This window comes from Pseudarthrobacter sp. AL07 (assembly GCF_029960665.1).
GTDB lineage: Bacteria > Actinomycetota > Actinomycetes > Actinomycetales > Micrococcaceae > Arthrobacter.
This window is the reverse complement of the sequence record NZ_JASBRB010000005.1, coordinates 202,660-220,644: the sequence shown is the minus strand read 5'-3', so window position 1 is coordinate 220,644 and position 17,985 is coordinate 202,660. Positions and strand designations below refer to the sequence as shown.

Annotated in this window: 11 protein-coding genes; 1 reads left to right on the top strand and 10 read right to left on the bottom strand. The window is 64.7% G+C overall.

Going from position 1 to position 17,985, the window contains the following annotated elements; genetic code table 11:
* Window positions 1-364 precede the first annotated feature (364 nt).
* Genes QK290_RS07480 through QK290_RS07470 form a run of 3 tightly spaced genes read right to left on the bottom strand, consistent with a single transcriptional unit; the run spans window position 365 to window position 7,921 of the window.
* Window positions 365-4,045: a 1,4-alpha-glucan branching enzyme gene (locus QK290_RS07480; RefSeq protein ID WP_282330043.1), complete on the bottom strand. Its 3,681-nt coding sequence runs from the start codon at window positions 4,043-4,045 to the stop codon at window positions 365-367.
* A gap of 1 nt (window position 4,046) precedes the next feature.
* A complete protein-coding gene (treS, locus tag QK290_RS07475) occupies window positions 4,047-5,843 on the bottom strand; it encodes a maltose alpha-D-glucosyltransferase (RefSeq protein WP_282330042.1) in 1,797 nt (598 codons plus the stop codon).
* On the bottom strand, window positions 5,840-7,921 hold the full coding sequence (locus tag QK290_RS07470) for an alpha-1,4-glucan--maltose-1-phosphate maltosyltransferase (RefSeq protein WP_282330041.1): 2,082 nt from the start codon (window positions 7,919-7,921) through the stop codon (window positions 5,840-5,842). Before QK290_RS07470 ends, treS begins: the two co-directional genes overlap by 4 nt.
* Window positions 7,922-8,073: 152 nt before the next feature.
* Here QK290_RS07470 and glgP point away from each other — a divergent pair, with 152 nt between their 5' ends.
* Complete coding sequence (glgP, locus tag QK290_RS07465; RefSeq protein ID WP_282330039.1) at window positions 8,074-10,692, top strand: alpha-glucan family phosphorylase; 2,619 nt, start codon at window positions 8,074-8,076, stop codon at window positions 10,690-10,692.
* A gap of 31 nt (window positions 10,693-10,723) precedes the next feature.
* Here the strand turns inward: glgP and QK290_RS07460 are convergent, their stop codons facing one another.
* The 7 genes from QK290_RS07460 to ispD all read right to left on the bottom strand — a co-directional run bounded on the left by QK290_RS07460 (window position 10,724) and on the right by ispD (window position 17,901).
* Window positions 10,724-11,080 (bottom strand): barstar family protein, encoded by a 357-nt coding sequence (locus QK290_RS07460; protein WP_282330038.1) that lies wholly within the window; start codon window positions 11,078-11,080, stop codon window positions 10,724-10,726.
* An 8-nt stretch (window positions 11,081-11,088) separates the two neighbouring features.
* Window positions 11,089-11,574, bottom strand: coding sequence for a ribonuclease domain-containing protein (locus QK290_RS07455; protein WP_282330037.1), 486 nt, complete (start codon window positions 11,572-11,574; stop codon window positions 11,089-11,091).
* An 18-nt stretch (window positions 11,575-11,592) separates the two neighbouring features.
* Window positions 11,593-13,704, bottom strand: a complete 2,112-nt coding sequence (gene glgX, locus QK290_RS07450; RefSeq protein WP_282330036.1) for a glycogen debranching protein GlgX — start codon at window positions 13,702-13,704, stop codon at window positions 11,593-11,595.
* A 303-nt stretch (window positions 13,705-14,007) separates the two neighbouring features.
* Window positions 14,008-14,997: a 23S rRNA (guanosine(2251)-2'-O)-methyltransferase RlmB gene (gene rlmB / locus QK290_RS07445; protein WP_282330035.1), complete on the bottom strand. Its 990-nt coding sequence runs from the start codon at window positions 14,995-14,997 to the stop codon at window positions 14,008-14,010.
* 68 nt (window positions 14,998-15,065) lie between these two features.
* On the bottom strand, window positions 15,066-16,523 hold the full coding sequence (gene cysS, locus QK290_RS07440) for a cysteine--tRNA ligase (RefSeq protein ID WP_282330034.1): 1,458 nt from the start codon (window positions 16,521-16,523) through the stop codon (window positions 15,066-15,068).
* Window positions 16,524-16,594: 71 nt separating this feature from the next.
* A complete protein-coding gene (gene ispF, locus QK290_RS07435; protein ID WP_282330059.1) occupies window positions 16,595-17,077 on the bottom strand; it encodes a 2-C-methyl-D-erythritol 2,4-cyclodiphosphate synthase in 483 nt (160 codons plus the stop codon).
* A gap of 17 nt (window positions 17,078-17,094) precedes the next feature.
* Entirely contained in the window at window positions 17,095-17,901 is an 807-nt protein-coding gene (ispD, locus tag QK290_RS07430; RefSeq protein ID WP_282330033.1) for a 2-C-methyl-D-erythritol 4-phosphate cytidylyltransferase, read from the bottom strand.
* Window positions 17,902-17,985: the final 84 nt, after the last annotated feature.

Here is a 17,985-nt window from a genome sequence, read left to right as displayed (position 1 = left end):
AACAATTGGTATCAACAAACTTGGCACACTATTGAGTTCTCAAACAACAGACACACCCGGCACCACCACAACCATTTATCAGCCGTGGATCGCTCCGGAGCAACTTTTCAAACTTACCGGCTGCTCTCCAACTTGTCAAACCGGCGTCCGCGACTTCGTCAGCCTGAGGCTTTCGTGTCGGTTTTTTCGGTCTGACTCTGTGGAGCAGCGCGGAAATAAACTCTACCACCACTTTGCCCTGATGACCAACCAGGCCCCGACGGTGTTCCTGTGGCACCACCCCGAAGGCAGCAAAAAGCCCGGAATCTCAAGGATTTCCGGGCCTTTCGCTCCGCACTTAGGAGAGCGGGCTCACACCAATCGGTCAGCCCGCCGCCAAAGGAACGGGCTTGAAGTACGCGGCCCCCAGGGGCGGCAGCGTCACGGCAAGCGTTGCGGGCTGGCCATCGAGCCCTTTGTCCAGGGCAATCAGCTCACCGCCATTGAGGACACCGGAACCGCCATAGGCCGCAGCATCGGTGTTCAGTACTTCAGTCCAGGCCCCGGCAGCGGGAACGCCGAGGGCATAGCCCACATGCGGACCGCCGGAGAAGTTGATGGCGCACACCAACGGATTGCCCTCCTTGTCCCAGCGGATAAACGTCAGGACATTGCGGTCGGCATCCCCACCGTTGATCCACTGGAAACCGCCCGGCTCATTGTCACGGGCGTAGAGGGCCGGCGTCGAGCTGTAGATCTCGTTGAGATCCTTGGTGAGGAGCTGCATTCCGCGGTGCGCCGGAATCTCTGCCAGGTACCAGTCCAGCCCATGCTGCTCGGACCATTCAGCCTCCTGACCGAACTCGGTGCCCATAAAAATGAGCTGCTTGCCCGGGTGAGCCCACTGGTATGCAAAGAAGGCGCGCAGGTTAGCCAACTGCTGCCACCGGTCCCCCGGCATCTTCCGGAGCATGGAGCCCTTGCCATGCACTACTTCGTCGTGGCTGATGGGAAGCAGAAAGTTCTCGGTGAACGCGTAGACCAGGGAGAACGTCACCGTGCCGTGGTGCCACTTCCGGTTGACGGGGTCCTCGGAGGCGTACTTGAGCGAGTCGTGCATCCAGCCCATGTTCCACTTGAGCCCGAACCCCAGGCCACCTTGGCTTGTCGGGGCGGTGACGCCGGGGAAAGCGGTGGACTCTTCGGCGATCATCACCGCGCCGGGGTGCGTCTTGTACACAGTGGCGTTGACCTCCTGGAGGAACGAAATGGCCTCCAGGTTTTCGCGTCCGCCAAAGCGGTTGGGCGACCACTGCCCCTCTTCGCGTGAGTAGTCGAGGTACAGCATCGAGGCCACAGCATCCACCCGGAGTCCGTCGATATGGAACTCATCAAGCCAGTACAGCGCGTTGGACACCAGGAAGTTCCGCACCTCGGTGCGGCCAAAGTCGAAAATCAGCGTTCCCCAGTCTGGGTGCTCGCCCAAGTTCGGGTCGCCGTGCTCGTACAAGGGTTCGCCGTCGAACTGGGCCAGCGCCCAGGCATCCTTGGGGAAGTGCGCCGGGACCCAGTCGAGCAGCACGCCGATTCCGGCCTGGTGCAGGGAATCCACCAGGAACCGGAATTCATCCGGATGGCCAAAGCGCGAGGTCGGCGCAAAGTAGGACGTCACCTGGTAGCCCCAGGAGCCGCCGAAGGGATGCTCGGCCACGGGCATGAACTCAACGTGCGTAAAGCCCAGCCATTTGACGTAGTCCACCAACTCCTTGGCGAGCTCACGGTAGCCCAGGCCAAGGCGCCAGGATCCGAGGTGGACTTCGTAGGCGCTCATCGGCGAATTGTGCGGGTCACGCTGCGCGCGTGCCTCCATCCATTCTGCATCCTTGAACGCGTACGACTGCTCCACCACTCTGGAGGCTGTCAGCGGCGGGACCTCGGTACCGAAGGCCAGGGGATCGGCCTTTTCGACCCAGTAGCCGGCCTTGGTCTTGATCTCGAACTTGTAGCACGCCCCTGCTAAAACACCCGGCAGGAAGACTTCCCACACGCCGGAGGATCCCAGTGAGCGGAGTGAGTTCTGCCGGCCGTCCCAGGCGTTGAAGTCGCCCATGACGCGGACCGCCTGCGCGTTCGGCGCCCATACGGCAAAGGAGACGCCGTCAACATCGCCCAGTGAGGACTTATAGTGCTGAACGTGCGCGCCCAGGACTTCCCAGAGCTTCTCGTGCCGGCCCTCGCCGATCAGGTGCAGGTCCACTTCACCCACTGTGGGCAGGTAGCGGTACGGCTCATCCACTGTTAGCGGCGCGGCACCAGGGTAGGTGACCTCCAGCCGGTAGTCGGGCACGTGGCCGGCCTGCAGCGGCTCCAGGACCGCCACCCAAACGCCGCTATCCTCGTGGGTCATGGGCACCGCACCCACGGCAGTCACCACGCTTACTGCCTCGGCGAGGTGCTTGACGGTCCGGACAGTCACATGGCCATGGTCGTCCAGATGGGCACCCAGCACCGAGTGCGGGGCGTGATGTTCGCCGTTCGCCACACGGACCAAGGTTTCCGGGTCCACGTGTAGGGGCACACGGGGCCGGTCTGTAGGTGCTGAGCCTGTCATTTTGATACCTTCCGATGCTGCCCGGGCCTGATCGCCGGAGCCTTTAATGCTGAGGAGCCGCCTGGAGGCATTCGTTGGAATGGCCAGCCAGTCAGGTCTGTTCCGCAATTCATAAACGACTTCGTAAAGGGCCTTGTCCAGCCACAATGCCACAAAGAGCGGTGAACTTCGGTCGATGATGCCGGGGGTGACTGCGGCATAGCCGGCAAGGAACGCGTGCGCGCAATCATCGACCCAGGATTCCGGAACGCGGGCACCCTGATATTCGCGTTCTGCTGCGCCTGCCGCGTAGTCGAATGAGCGGAGCATGCCCACCACGTCGCGGAGCGGAACGTCGGGAAGGTTGCGTTCGGCGATAGGCCGCAGTGGCTCACCTTCAAAATCAAGAATGGCCCAACGGCCCGGCCCGCCGCCTTGGCCGGGGACCTGCAGGATCTGGCCGAGGTGAAGATCCCCGTGGATCCGTTGCAACGGCCCCGCCGGCACGCCGTCGAGCCCGCCAAGAAGCGCGTCCAAGGCATCGTCGTAAGGCCCGACGGCGGCACCGGCTTCCGCCCATGCCTGCCGGACCCGCTGGGCTACTCCGGGCGCAATAACCTGACCCGGGGCCGGCTCAACCGCTGTGCCGAGGGCTTCCGCCAGGCGGCGGTGGACCGTGGCCGTGGCCGAACCCAGGGCATAAGCTTCGGCCGTGAAGTCGGCGCCGGTGCGCGCGGCATCCACGGCAAGGCGCCACGCATCGCGGCCGCCAGCGAGGAATTCGTGGGCCACGGCAAGCTCGCCCTGCGAAAGTGGCTGTGACGGGAGCCCCTGTGGCGCCGGCGCCTGCCATTCCCCGCGGACCCATCCCAGCGTTGCCGGAACCTCGAAGATGCCCTGGGACGTCAGGGCCGCCCCCACCTCAACTTCAGGGTTCATCCCTTCAGAGAGCACCCGGAAGAATTTCACAATGGCTGCAGACTCGCCGTCGTCAACGATGACTGAGCTGTTGGACTGCTCGCCGGACAGGACTTTGACCATTCCGTGGGCGGTAGGCAACCGGTGCTCGGACCGGGTGCGGTGGCCCGTCGCCGCACCCGTGCTCGAGCCGGCTTCGGACCGGATCAGCTCCAGCCACGAGGAGACAAAGGAAGGATCGTGCACGGCGTCGTAGATCCAGGCCATGCCGGCCTCGGGAGCGTGGCCCACCAGTGCCCGCTCCGCTCCGGCAAGCGGACTTGCCCGGTAGCTCAGCGGGACCTGGACCACGTCAGTCCGACGTCCGCCGTCGGCCGTCCTGGACGTGACAGCCAGCAGGAATATCTCCAGCCGAGCCTGCCCCGCGGCATCCTCGAGGCTCAGGCTGCCGGCCTGCTCCAGCGAAAAATCGGCTGTCTTTACGGGGAACCAGCGCTGGCGTGGGAGCCAGTCCCGAAGGATGGCGCTGAGTGTGGCCGTGAGGGTGGGCTGGGCCATGTCAGTTCTCAATGGACAGGATGGGCAGTGCCTGCGTGTACGGGGAGGCCGGGTTGGACGTCGCAGAGCGGATCCGCAGCCAAAAGAAATCATGGCTCCCCAGTGTCAGCGTCAGCGATCCGTCGTCGTCGATCCCGGGGAACGGCTGCCCCCCGAACACATCGCGCAGTCCGCGGCCGGCAAACTGCGGAATCCGCAGTTTTGCCGCGACCGGGTGCTGCGAAAGGTTGAAGGCGCACAGAATGGTTTCGCCCGGCAGCCCCGCAGTGTTGTCATCCGAAAGTTCCCGGAGATACGCCACCACGGCGTCGTGGTCCGCTTCGACATGTTTGAACGCACCCAGCCCGAACACAGGGTGGTTCTTGCGGACGCTGAGGATCTGCCGGGTCCAGCGGAGCAGAGAACCGGAGTGGGCGGCCTCGGCTTCCACATTGGCCATGTTGTAGTTGTACACCAGTGACTGGATGACCGGCAGGTAGAGCTTGCCGGGATCAGCGTTGGAGAATCCTGCGTTCCGGTCAGGGTTCCACTGCATGGGAGTGCGTACGGCATCGCGGTCATCGAGCCAGATGTTGTCCCCCATGCCGATCTCGTCCCCGTAGTACAGGAACGGGCTGCCAGGAAGTGAGAGCAACAGCGCGTTGATTAATTCGATCTCGGCCCGGGAATTATCCAGCAGCGGTGCAAGGCGACGCCGGATCCCGATGTTGGCGCGCATGCGGGGGTCCGGCGCGTACCAGCCCAGCATCGCTGCGCGCTCGTCGGGAGTGACCATCTCCAGCGTCAGTTCATCGTGGTTGCGCAGGAAAGTTCCCCACTGCGCCCCTTCGGGGATCTCCGGGGTGTCATGCATGGTCTCAATGATCGGAGCGGCCTTCTGGTCGCGCAGGGCGTAGTAGAGGCGCGGCATGATGGGGAAGTGGAACGCCATGTGGCATTCGGGCTCTTCTGCTGTTCCGAAGTACTCCACCACCTCGTTGGGCGGCTGGTTTGCCTCGGCGATGATGACGCGGCCCGGGTAACCTTCGTCCACCATGGCCCGAAGTTTGCGCAGGAAGTCATGGGTGGCTGGCAGGTTTTCGCAGTTTGTCCCCTCCTCCTCGAAGAGGTACGGGATGGCGTCCGCCCGGAAACCGTCGATGCCCTGGTCCAGCCAGAAACGAACCACGTCGAAGAGCGCTTCGATGACCTTGGGGTTTTCAAAATTCAGGTCCGGCTGGTGGCCGAAGAAGCGGTGCCAGAAGAACTGCCGGCGGATAGGGTCGAAAGTCCAGTTGGACTCCTCCGTGTCCACGAAGATGATGCGGGCATCCTGGTATTTCTCGTCCGTATCGCTCCACACGTAAAAGTCGCCGAAGGGGCCGTCCGGGTCCTTGCGCGATTCCTGGAACCAGGGGTGCTGGTCCGAGGTGTGGTTCAGCGGCAGGTCAATGATGACCCGGACGCCGCGGGCATGGGACTCCGCCACCAGCCGCTTGAAGTCGCTGATGGTGCCGAATTCATCCAGGACGGAATTGTAGTCCGAGATGTCATAGCCGCCGTCACGCAGCGGCGACTGGAAGAACGGTGGAAGCCACAGGCAATCGATGCCGAGCCACTGCAGGTAGTCCAGCCGGTCGATCAGGCCGGTGAAGTCGCCCGAACCGTCGCCGTTCGCATCCGCGAAGGCCCGTACCAGCACTTCATAGAAGACGGCCTTCCGATACCAGAGCGGATCGTGGGCCAGGCCCGGCGCATGGAGCTCAAACGTGCTCTTTGGGGTGAAATGCTGGCTGGAACTCTGCGGGTTAAAGCTCACTGATGAATTCTCCTCACGCTCAGGATGTGTGCCGGTTCAACGTGCGCATCCAGGCGGACGTAGTTGTATTCGCCCCATTCCCAGGATTCTCCGGAAATGAGGTCCTCCACCCGGAACCCGCCGTTTGGCGACAGGTCCTCGGGGCCAAGTTCAAGGGCAGCCAGGTCCAAGGAAATGGTGCTCTCCCTGGTGCCGTGCGGATCGACGTTGACCACCACAATGATGGTGTCCTTGGTGCCGTCCGGCAGGGTCTTGTGTTTGGAATACACCACCGTGGCGTCGTCGGTGCTTTGGTGGACCGTGAGATTCTGCAGGTCCAACAGCGCCGGGTGGCTGTGCCTGATGGCGTTGAGCCTGGTCAGATACGGCGCCAGGGTCCGGCCTGAGGCTGCGGCCGCGTCCCAGTCACGGGCCTTGTATTCAAATTTCTCGTTGTCGATATACTCTTCGGCACCGGGGCGGGCAACGTGCTCATAGAGCTCGTAGCCGGCGTAAACGCCCCACAGCGGGCTGGCGGTGGCGGCCAATGCGGCGCGGATCTTGAACGCCGCCGGACCGCCGAACTGCAGGTATTCCGTGAGGATGTCCGGCGTGTTGACAAAGAAGTTGGGCCGGAAGTACGCCGGCGAGTCGTGGCTGACCTCTGCGAAATAGGTTTCCAATTCCTTCTTGGTGTTCCGCCACGTGAAGTAGGTGTATGACTGCTGGAAGCCCGCACGGCCCAGGGCGTGCATCATCGCAGGTCGTGTAAACGCTTCCGCGAGGAACACCACGCCGGGAGTCTTTTTGTTGACCTGGCCAATGAGCCATTCCCAGAACCACACCGGTTTGGTGTGCGGATTATCCACCCGGAAGATCTTCACGCCATGGCTGACCCACAGCAACACGACCCGCAGGATTTCCTTCGCAAGCCCTTCCGGATCGTTGTCGAAATTAAGCGGGAAAATATCCTGGTACTTCTTGGGCGGGTTTTCGGCATAAGCGATGCTCCCGTCAACCCGGGTGGTAAACCATTCCGGGTTGGACTCTACCCAGGGGTGGTCGGGCGCTGCCTGCAGCGCCAGATCAAGCGCAACTTCCAGGCCCAGTTCCTTAGCGCGGGCAACAAAGGCGTCAAAGTCCTCGAACGAGCCCAACTCCGGGTGGATGGCGTCGTGGCCACCCTCCTTGGCGCCGATCGCCCACGGCGAGCCGGGATCGTGCGGGCCGGCGATCAGGGTGTTGTTGGGGCCCTTGCGGTGCTGGATGCCGATGGGGTGGATGGGCGGCATATAGAGCACGTCGAAGCCCATTTCCGCCACCGCGTCCAGCCGCTTCGCCGCAGTCCTGAAATTCCCGGACGTCCAGGCCCCCGTAGCGGCGTCCCTGACGGCGCCCTCGGACCGGGGAAAGAACTCGTACCAGGCACCGCGGCCTGCGAGATCGCGCTCCACCAGCAACGGGAACTGTTCGGAAACGGTGACCAGCTCCCGGATCGGCTGGCGTTCCACTACGTCGGCGACGTCGGCGCCGAAGCCGGCTGCCAAGCGTTCCTCATCGGTGAGGGCTCCGTTACCCAGGATGGAAGCGGCCATGCGCAGTGTGCGCCGGTCCGACGCATTACGGGAGGCCTCGGTGGCCGCTTCTGAGAGCAGCGCCGAACCCTCCGCGAGCATCAGCTCCACGTCGATGCCTGCGGCCACCTTGACCTCGGCGTTGTGGTGCCAGGTTCCGTAGCGGTCGTGCCACGCCTCAATGAGGAAGGTCCAGTTTCCAACGGCCGACGGCGTGAGGATGCCCTCCCAGCGGTCCGTGCCGAGGCCGCGATCGCCTTTGGGCGGTGCCAGCCTGACGCGCTGGCGTTCCTTCCCCCGGGGATCCAGGAGGACCGCGCTGACACCCAGCTGGTCATGACCCTCCCGGAATGCGGTGGCGCCCACCACAATCCCCTCCCCCGGCAAGGCCTTGGCAGGATATTTTCCACCCTCCACCGCAGGCTGCACGGCGGTGATAGGAAAGCGGCCAAATCTTAGCCCGTCGGTAATTTTGCCTTTCGGCTTTTTCTTTGAGGCGGCAGGGGTTGCTGAGTTAGTCGTCACAGGCTCGACGTTAGCGAGAAATGGTCAAGATTGCTAAGCCTGCGCTGCTTTTTGTCGCCGCGATTCGACTTATCCGCCACGCCAACTGTCATTTACCTCAAAGAATGCCGAAGCGGTTCCAGACGTTCATGTTGTCGGTTAGTGTGGCGCAGGTGAAGGCAATCCGCAGATTTACCGTCAGAACAGTCCTCCCGGAGCCCATCAGGCCGCTGGCCCGATTGGCCACCAACCTGCGCTGGTCCTGGCACCGGCCCACCAGGGAACTTTTCGCGGCACTGAACCCCCGCATCTGGGAAGAATCCGGCCAGGATCCCATCATTTTCCTGGGCCGGGTCAGCCGCGAGGAGTTCCAGCGCCTCGCCGCCGACCAGTCCGTCGTCGACCAGGTCCGCGCCGCCGCCGCGGACCTTGACCGGTACCTTGAGCAGCCCCGCTGGTACCAGAGCCTGGGCGGGGATGCCCCGGCCGCCATCGCTTACTTCTCCCCCGAATTTGGCATCACCGAAGTCCTGCCGCAGTACTCCGGCGGCCTGGGCATCCTGGCCGGCGACCACCTTAAGGCCGCCTCGGACCTCGGCGTGCCCCTGATCGGCGTGGGCCTGCTGTACCAGGCCGGCTACTTCAAGCAATCGCTCTCCCGGGACGCCTGGCAGCAGGAGACCTATCCGGTCCTCGACCCTGATGGGCTCCCGCTCACGCTCCTCCGTGAGCCGTCCGCCGACGGCAACGGCCGGGCCCTGCAGATCTCGCTCCCGCTCCCCAACGGGCGCCGGCTCCTGGCACACATCTGGCGTGCCGACGTCGGACGCGTTCCCCTGCTACTGCTGGACTCCAACGTTCCCGGCAACGACGACGCCGCCCGCGGCATCACGGACCGCCTCTATGGCGGCGGCGGCGACCACCGCCTGCAGCAGGAGCTCCTGCTCGGCATGGGCGGAGTCAAGGCCCTGCGCGCCTACCAGCAGCTCACGGGAACCGCGGCGCCCGAAGTGTTCCACACCAATGAGGGCCATGCCGGATTCCTGGGGATTGAGCGCATCCAGGAACTGATGGCCGGCGACGCCGCCCTCAGCTTCGATGAAGCCCTCGCCGCTGGCCGGGCATCAACGGTTTTCACCACCCACACGCCCGTTCCCGCCGGAATCGACCGTTTCGAAATTTCCCAGATCCACCACTTCTTCCAGGCCGGGCTCGCGCCCGCGCTACCGGTGGACCGCATCCTGGAACTGGGCCGGGAAAACTACGCCGATGGCAATCCGTCAGTTTTCAACATGGCCGTGATGGGGCTCCGGCTGGCACAGCGGGCCAACGGAGTCGCCAAGCTGCACGGCGAGGTATCCCGCGGGATGTTCTCGGCACTGTGGCCCGGGTTCGAGCACTCCGAGGTGCCCATCACGTCCGTGACCAACGGCGTGCACGTGCCCACCTGGGTGGACAGTCGCATCTCCCGGCTCGCGCGGGAACAGTTCGGTTCCGAGGCCGAAGCCATGGGCCGCTGGGACCTTGCCTACAACGTCAGCGACGCCGACGTCTGGGGTCTGCGCCGTGAAATGCGCACAGCACTCGTGGAGGACGTGCGCCGCCGGCTCCGCGCCGCGTGGAAGAAGCGCGGCGCCGCCGACGCCGAGCTTGGCTGGACCGACAGCGTCCTGGACCCCGATGTGCTGACCATCGGCTTCGCCCGCCGTGTCCCGACATATAAGCGCCTGACGCTGATGCTCCGCGAGCCGGACCGGCTCAAGGCGCTGCTGCTGCACCCCGAGCACCCGATCCAACTCGTGATCGCCGGAAAGTCCCACCCTGCAGATGACGCCGGCAAGAAGATGATCCAGGATCTGGTCCGCTTCACCGACGACCCCGAGGTCCGCCACCGCATCGCATTCCTGCCGAACTACGACATTGCGATGGCCAGGACGCTCTTCCCGGGCTGCGACGTGTGGCTCAACAACCCGCTCCGCCCCCTGGAGGCGTGCGGCACGTCGGGCATGAAGGCCGCCATCAACGGTTCGCTGAACCTCTCTGTGATGGACGGCTGGTGGGACGAAATGTACGACGGCGAGAACGGCTGGGCGATCCCCACCGCCAACAATGATGCGTCCCCCGAGGAGCGGGACGACATCGAGGCGGCAGCGCTGTACGAACTCCTGGAAACGCAGGTGGCGCCGCGCTTCTACGGGAATACGGTCTCTGACAGTGCAGGTGCTGCAGGACCGTCCACCACGGGTACGGAGAAAGTCCCCACGCACTGGGTGTCAATGATCAAGCACACGCTGTCGCATTTGGGCCCGGCCGTTTCCGCCGAGCGTATGCTTCACGACTACGTCAATCTGCTCTACCGTCCGGCAGCCGAGGCCGGACGCAGGGCAGTTGCCGACTCCTATGCCCAGGCCCGTGTCCTCGCGGCATGGACGGCCAAGGTGCGTTCCGCGTGGCCGCTGCTGCACGTTGAACATGTGGACTCCGTGGGAGTTTCCGAGGATCCCCAGATCGGGGACACCCTGCAGGTGAACGCCTACATCGCGCTGCACACCCTCTCACCCGAGGACGTTTCCGTGGAGGTGGCTTATGGCCGTGCCGAGGAAAGCGACACCCTGGCGGACGTCACCTTGATGGAACTGAGCTCGAAAGAGGACCTGGGCGACGGACGCCACCTGTTCAGCGGCTCCCTGCTGATCGACCGGTCCGGTCCGTTCGGCTACACCGTCCGCGTCCTGCCCCGGCACGAGGCACTGGCTTCCAAAGCCGAGCTGGGGCTGATCGTCAACGCCTGACCGCCGGGCGTCACATCTAGCAGCGTCACATTTAGAGGAGCACGGCCGTGACCGCCAGGTCACGGCCGGCGTAGCTCTCGGCGTCCTGGAGGACCTCGCAGATGATCCCGAAGGACCGGTCACCGCGGAACGCTGCGGCCACCTCCCAGATGACGGTGACCGGGGTGCCCCCGTCCTCGCCAATGCTGTCCGCGAAATCGTGCAGGGAATCGTTCAGGGCGTCCATGTTCACGCCATAGTGCTCAGGGAATGCGAGCACTTCGCCGAACGTTTCCAGGACAGCCCTCTTGCTGTCGGCAGCGGGGACCATCAGGCTGCGGCGGCCGGCGTCGGCGACCTGTTCCCGGAGTTCTTCGATGGTCCAGGTATCGGCGGAGTAAATTTTCATGAGGGTGTTCAGCTGCCTTCTGCAATGAATTTGAACGAGTCGTAGTGGTCCTGGGTGTAGTACTTCTCGCCCCCGGAGCCCGTGACGATGCGGCGGGCTCCCCTGTCCGATTCACCCGGTGTGGGCACCGTGTACTCACGGTAATAGCCGGAGTCCTGCCGTGGAAGAATACGCTCGAAGTTGCCGAACGTCTTGTTGTCCTGGCTGTAGCGGTAGGGGCCGCCGGCACGGATCGCGGCGAGGATCGTCCGGGCTTCGGCCGGAAGCTGGGACTCCTTGACCGGGGGCAGGCCGGATGGGTTGGCGGGTATTACCGCCGGGGCTGGAACCTCCACGGGACCGGGCACGAGAGCGCTTGGATGCGGGGCGGCGCTGGAACTGGCCGCCGGCGTCGAACCTCCCGTCAGTGCATCGAGGAGCCCGCTGCCGCCAAAAGCGATCACCGCTATGGCCAATAGAACGGTCAGCAGCAGGGCAAAGGAGCGGTTGCGCAATCGTGGTCCCCTCCGCAGTTATGTGCGGTAGATGCTGATCGAATTTGCCTCGATGCTGTCCGTCTCGCCGGACGTCACGCGGACGCCCTGGCGAAGCTCGTGCAGTGGCGAGGTCGTCAGCCGGAGTTCAAAGATCCTGCGGGGCGTGCCGTCGTCGTTCTTGAGTTCCGGAAGGGTGATCTTCACATCGGAGGTGCTGCCGTTGACCACCACGAGGCCTGCCAGCGTGCCGTCGTCCGAGCCAAGCAGGAGCTGCATGACACGGTGCCGGGGATCATTCCATTGATCCATGGACATGGGCTGCCCGGCGTGATCAAACCAGTAGAGATAGGACTGCTCATCCCGAGCGGGAAAATCATGGGGTTGGCTTGCCAGGAACTCCTTGCGCAGCCGGACGTAGCGTTTGGTGCTGCGGAGCATCTCTGCGGATTCCGGGGTCCGCGTCCAGTCGACCCAGGCCAAGGGGTTGTCCTGGCAGTAGGCGTTGTTGTTGCCCTGCTGCGTGCGTGCCAGTTCGTCACCGGCGGTGATCATCGGCACGCCGAGGGAGATCATCAGGGAGGCCATCAGGTTCCGCCGGGACTGCGCCCGCTGCGCCAGGATGCTCTCGTCCTCGCTCCGGCCTTCGAAACCGTGGTTGTAGCTGCGGTTGTCCCCGTGACCGTCCCGGTTCTGTTCGCCGTTGGCCTCGTTGTGTTTGCGGTCGTAGGACACTAGGTCGTTGAGCGTGAAGCCGTCGTGTGCCGTGATGAGGTTGACCGACGCCAGCCTGGACCGGCCCGACGCCTCAAACAGCGCGGCCGATCCCGACAGGGCATCAGCCAGCCGCGCCACGGAGCCGCCCTGGCCGCCGGCTTCGATGGCCGCACGGTCGGCCAGCCAGAAGGAGCGGACGCCGTCCCGGAAGTGGTCGTTCCAGTCCACCCAGCCGCCGGGGAATCGTCCCGTCTGCCAGCCGCCATAGCCGACGTCCCAGGGCTCGGCGATCAGTTTCACGTCGGACAGCACGGGATCGGCGGCCACAGCCACCAGGAACGGGTGCCGGGGATCAAACTCGTTGTCCGCGTTCCGGCAGAGCGTCACGGCCAGGTCGAAACGGAAGCCGTCGATGTGGAATTCGTCCACCCAATACCGGAGTGAATCCAGCACGAGCTGGACCACTCGGGGCTGGCCGAAATTCAGTGTGTTGCCGCAGCCCGTGGTGTCGATGTACTTACCGTGGCCGTCCGTGCGGTAGTACGTGTCATCGCCGAGTCCGCGGAAGCTGATGGCCTGGCCGTCGGGGCCACCCTCTGCAGTGTGGTTGTAGACAACGTCGAGAATCACTTCAAGCCCGGCGGCGTGGAGCAGCTTGACCATTCCCTTGAACTCGTCCTGCACGGCGTGCGGTCCGGTATCCTGCGCAGCCTGCGTTGCATAGGCCGCGTGCGGTGCGAAAAACGCTGCCGTGTTGTAGCCCCAGTAGTTGGTCAGGCCGAGGTTCTGCAGGTGCAGCTCATCGAGATGGAAGTGTACCGGGAGCAACTGGACAGCGGTGATACCCAAGCTTTTGAAATGCTCGATGATGGCCGGATGGGCCATACCTGCGTACGTGCCGCGCAGTTCCTCCGGGACATCGGGGTGGAGCATGCTCTGGCCGCGGACGTGCGCCTCATAAATGATGGTGTTTCGCCACTGCGTCCGGGGCCGTTCGTCGTTGCCCCAGTCAAAATCGCCGGCCATGCGGACGCTCGTCAGGAAGCCTTCCCCCTGGTCCACCGCCCGGCCGTAGGGATCTAGCAGGAGAGGCTGTCCGCCGTCGTCGTCCAGATCAATAACGGGAACTGCCAGCGGCAGCGTTTCGGCCTTGGAGGTGGCGCGGAACCCGTACAGCGATCCGTACGGGAAATCCTCAACAATTCCGTGATGCACGCCGTGGGTGACGTTGGGCAAGGCTTGCAGATGCCAATCACCCCCGGCGGCCTTGTAGGCGATCTCAAGGTTCTCCACCGCCGGAGCGTACACGGCCACATTCGCACTGGAATGCGCGGCGTGATCCGCCCCCGAACCCGGACGCGGAACGCTGACACCGAGCGGATGCGCCGAAGAGGCATCCTTGGTGGAGGCGGTGTCGAATAGCGGCATAACCATCAGGTCAATGGTAGCGGCCAGCGGCTGTTGGACTGCACTGGCGCTTTTATGACGACACTTCGTGGGGTTCCGGGCCGGGCAGAAGCTCACGGTCCTGGCGGACCGCCGCGAGTTCTAAAGAAAACGGCAACGCTCCCCCGCCGAAAGGTGAGAGAGCGTTGCTGTTAAACCCACCAAACGTGAGAGAGCGTTCGCGGCGACGGCGGGGCTTTCGCGTAGGCTGCGTTGTTGCGTGAGGAACGAGCGCAGCAGCCGGCGAAAGTCCGGCCTTCGCCGCCCCACAAGCCGCACCACGCCGGAGGACTACTTGACTGCGCGCTGCCTGGAGATTTCGTACAGCGAGATGCCAACGGCCATGGATGCGTTGAGCGATTCCATGGCGGAGTTGATCGGGATGGAGACGATCTGGTCGCAGTTTTCGCGGACCAGGCGGCTCAGGCCCTTGCCCTCGGACCCGACCACAATGCACACGGGCTCCGTGGCCAGGGTGAGGGCAGGCAGCGAAACGTCGCCGTCGCCGTCGAGCCCCAGGACAAAGATGCCCATGTTCTTGAACTGCTTCAGCGCGCTGTTCAGGTTGCCGGCACGTGCCACTGGAACGCGCACGGCCGCGCCCGCGCTGGTCTTCCAGGCCGATGCCGTGACGCCGACGGAGCGGCGTTCCGGGACGATGACGCCGTGGCCGCTGAAGGCCGAGACGGAGCGGATGATGGCGCCGAGGTTGCGCGGGTCCGTGATGCCGTCGAGGGCAACAAACAGCGGCGCGTTGGCTACGTGGCCCTTCTTCCAGCGGTCCACAGTTTCCTCGGCCAGCTCGTACGCGTCCTGGTACTCGTAGGGCGGGATCTGCAGGACCAGGCCCTGGTGCACGGCGTCTTCCGTCATGCGGTCCAACTCGATCTTGCCGGTCTCGAGCAGCGGGATGCCGCGTTCGGCGGCGATCTTCAGCGACTCCTTGACACGGTCATCCATCTCAATCCGGATGGCGATGTGCAGGGCCTTCGCGGGGATCCCGGCGCGGAGGGCCTCGACAACCGAGTTACGGCCGGTGACGACTTCCTCGGTGGCACGGCCCTTGGGGCCCGAGCGAGAGGCGCCGGCGCTGCGCGCGCCCGTGCCGCGCTTGGCGGCCGAACGTTCGGACAGCTGCTTGCTCTTATGCGCCTTGTGGTACGGGCGGTCTTCCGCCTTGGGCGTGGGGCCCTTGCCTTCCAGAGCCTTGCGGCCATGACCACCGGTTCCGATGGTTGGCCCCTTCTTTGCTTTGACCGACCGGCGACCGTTGTTGGCCATGATTTTCCACCCTTGATTGTTTGACTGAGTCTGCTTACCAGTCTACTGAATCAAGTAAAATCGCCGGTTCAGTTCCGTTGCAGGCTCCAGGTAGCGCCTTCCGGGCCATCTTCGACGACGACGCCGGCTGCCTTCAGCGTGTCCCGGATGGCGTCGGAGGCCGCCCAGTCCTTGCTGGCCCGGGCCTGGGCACGCGCGGCGAGCTGGGCTTCGACGAGCACCTCGAGGGCCGTGTCCGCCTGGCCATTGGCGACGGGTGCCGCGGTGGCGCTGAGACCAAGGACACGGAGCATGTCGGTCACGAATGCGAGCGCCTGCCGGGCGTCGTCGAGTTCCCCCGCGGTGAGCGCGGTGTTCCCGGCCCGGACGGTCTCGTGCAGGACCGCAAGGGCCGCCGGGACATTCAGGTCATCGTCCATGGCCGCGGCAAAAGCCTCCGGGACGGTGCCGTAGCTGAAAAAGCCGGCAGCGCCGTCATGAGTCATAGTGCTCCGAAGCGCACGACTGATGAACCCGTCAATCCGTTCGACGGCGGCTGCGGCGTCCTGCAGGGACGTGGGTTGGTAGTCCAGGACCGAGCGGTACTGCGCCTGCCCAAGGTAGTAGCGGACCACCCGCGGTGACGCGAGGTCCAGCATCTCCGCAGGGCTAATGGTGTTGCCGATGGACTTGGACATCTTTTCGCCCTGGTAGGTGACCATGCCGTTGTGCATCCAGAAGTTGGCGAACCCGTGCCCGGCGGCCTGGGACTGTGCCATCTCGTTTTCGTGGTGCGGGAAGCGCAGGTCCAGTCCGCCGCCGTGGATATCAAACTCGGTGCCGAGGTACTTTGTGACCATTGCGGAGCATTCCAGGTGCCATCCCGGGCGGCCGGAGCCCCAGGGCGAGGCCCAGCTCGCCGTCGTCGGCTCTCCGTCTTTGGAGCCCTTCCACAGCGCAAAGTCGCGGGGGTCTTTTTTGCCCCGGGGATCGGCGTCCGGAGCACCCTGCATGTCGTCAATGTTCTGGCGCGTCAGTGACCCGTACTTATCCCAGGAGCGCACGTCGAAATAAACATCCCCGGAGTCGTCCAGCGCCGGGTAGGCGTGACCCCGGACGATCAGCTGCTGGATCAGCTCATGCATTTCGGGGATATGCCCGGTTGCCCGGGGCTCATAGGTGGGCCGGGCAACACCGAGCGTGTCGTAGGCCTGCAGGAACGCCTGCTCGTAGCGGTAGGCCAGTGCCCACCATTCCTCCTCGCGGACGGTGTCCGGGCCCGCTTCGAAGTCCGGGGCGAACGACTCTGCAGACTTGGCCAGGATCTTGTCATCGATGTCCGTGACGTTGCGGACCACGGTGACCCGCAGCCCCCGGTACTCGAGCCAGCGCGTGAGCTGGTCAAAGGCGATCGCCGAGCGGATGTGGCCCACGTGCGGCATGCCCTGCACGGTGGCTCCGCAGTAGTACAGGCTCGCTTTTCCCGGGACGAGGGGAACGAAGTCACGGACTTCGGCGGCAGCGGTGTCATGGAAGCGGAGAGTCACCGCTCCAGATTAGCGGAAAAGGCCTGCGCGCCGGCCCCCACGCCCTATCCGGGCTGAACCGCCCGGGTGAATCAGCGCGGATAGACCAACGCGGTGGCGATGGCGGAGATGCCCTCGCCCCTGCCGGTGAAACCCAGTCCGTCGCTGGTGGTGGCCGTGACACCGATCGGAGCTCCCGCCGCCTCGCTCAGCACGCGTTGGGACTCTTCCCGCCGTGGGCCGAATTTGGGCCGGGTAGCCACGAACTGCACAGCCACGTTGCCGATCTCAAATCCCGCGGCACGGACAATCCTGGCCGCCTCGGCCAGCAGCGTTACGCCGGAGGCGCCGGCGAACTCCGGGCGGTCGGTGCCGAAGTGTGTACCGAGGTCCCCGATGCCGGCAGCCGAGAACAGTGCGTCGGCGGCGGCATGAGCCACCGGGTCTCCGTCCGAATGCCCGGCCAGGCCACGCTCGCCTTCCCAGAACAGACCGCCCAGCCAGAGCGGACGGGGAAGGTCACCGGAGGCGTAGGCATGGACATCAAGGCCGATTCCGGTGCGGGGCAGGATCATCTTGGTTTCACTCACGACTAACCTTCCACCCAGCGGATACCCAGCGGACCTTCCAGCAGGCCCTCGGCAATAATCAGGTCCAGCGGCGTGGTGATTTTCAGTGACTGCGTGGAGCCATGGACCGCGTGCACCGGAACGCCCAGCAGTTCCACCAGCATCGCGTCGTCGGTGACTGCGGCCGCTTGTTTCTCATCAAAGCCCGACGCCGCCTGATGGGCCTGGATCAGCGTGGACAGGCGGAACCCTTGGGGTGTCTGGACCGCGCGGAGCTCTTCCCGCGGGGCAGTACCCGTCACGAGTTCCGGGGCGATGCTGGTGTCTTCACCAGAGGTGGGGGTAACCATCTTCACCGTATCCACCACCGGTACCGTCGGAATCACCGCAACGGCACCAGCAGCCAGGGAATCAACAACCCGGTGGAAGACGTACTCGGGCGTCAGCGCCCTGGCGGCATCGTGGACCAGCACGGCTTCGGTGCCGTCCAGCAAGGCGGCCAACGCTGACCGGACGGACGCGGCACGGGTGGCGCCGCCGTCGACCGTTGTCAAAACAGGAGGCGCGCTGTCCGGGTTTCCGTCGTGCGCTGCCCGGAGTTCCTCGGCGAAGTCCTCGCACAATTCCTGCAGGACGGTATCGCCGGGCGGAAGGGCCACACAGATCTGGCGCGCAACGCCGGCGGCTGCGGCGCCCCGGAGGGCATGGGTGAGGATGGTGTAGCTACCCAGTGGCACACGCGCCTTGGGCATGCCATAACCCAGCCGTTCGCCGGAACCGGCAGCCACTATGACGACGGCGGTGACGGGGCGCGGAAGTCCGTTGTTCATGCTGTCCAGCCTACGTGCCTGCCTGCCCGGCCTGCCGAATCCCGACCGCGCGACGCGCCTGGCACATCGGACGTGGTCCGATCG

Bases quoted from the DNA above. Each gene is read 5' to 3' on its own strand.
- QK290_RS07480 (WP_282330043.1), bottom strand. From the start codon at position 4,045: ATGGCCCAGCCCACCCTCACGGCCACACTCAGCGCCATCCTTCGGGAC.
- QK290_RS07460 (WP_282330038.1), bottom strand. From the start codon at position 11,080: ATGAAAATTTACTCCGCCGATACCTGGACCATCGAAGAACTCCGGGAA.
- ispD (WP_282330033.1), bottom strand. From the start codon at position 17,901: ATGAACAACGGACTTCCGCGCCCCGTCACCGCCGTCGTCATAGTGGCT.
- glgX (WP_282330036.1), bottom strand. From the start codon at position 13,704: ATGGTTATGCCGCTATTCGACACCGCCTCCACCAAGGATGCCTCTTCG.
- ispF (WP_282330059.1), bottom strand. From the start codon at position 17,077: ATGATCCTGCCCCGCACCGGAATCGGCCTTGATGTCCATGCCTACGCC.
- rlmB (WP_282330035.1), bottom strand. From the start codon at position 14,997: ATGGCCAACAACGGTCGCCGGTCGGTCAAAGCAAAGAAGGGGCCAACC.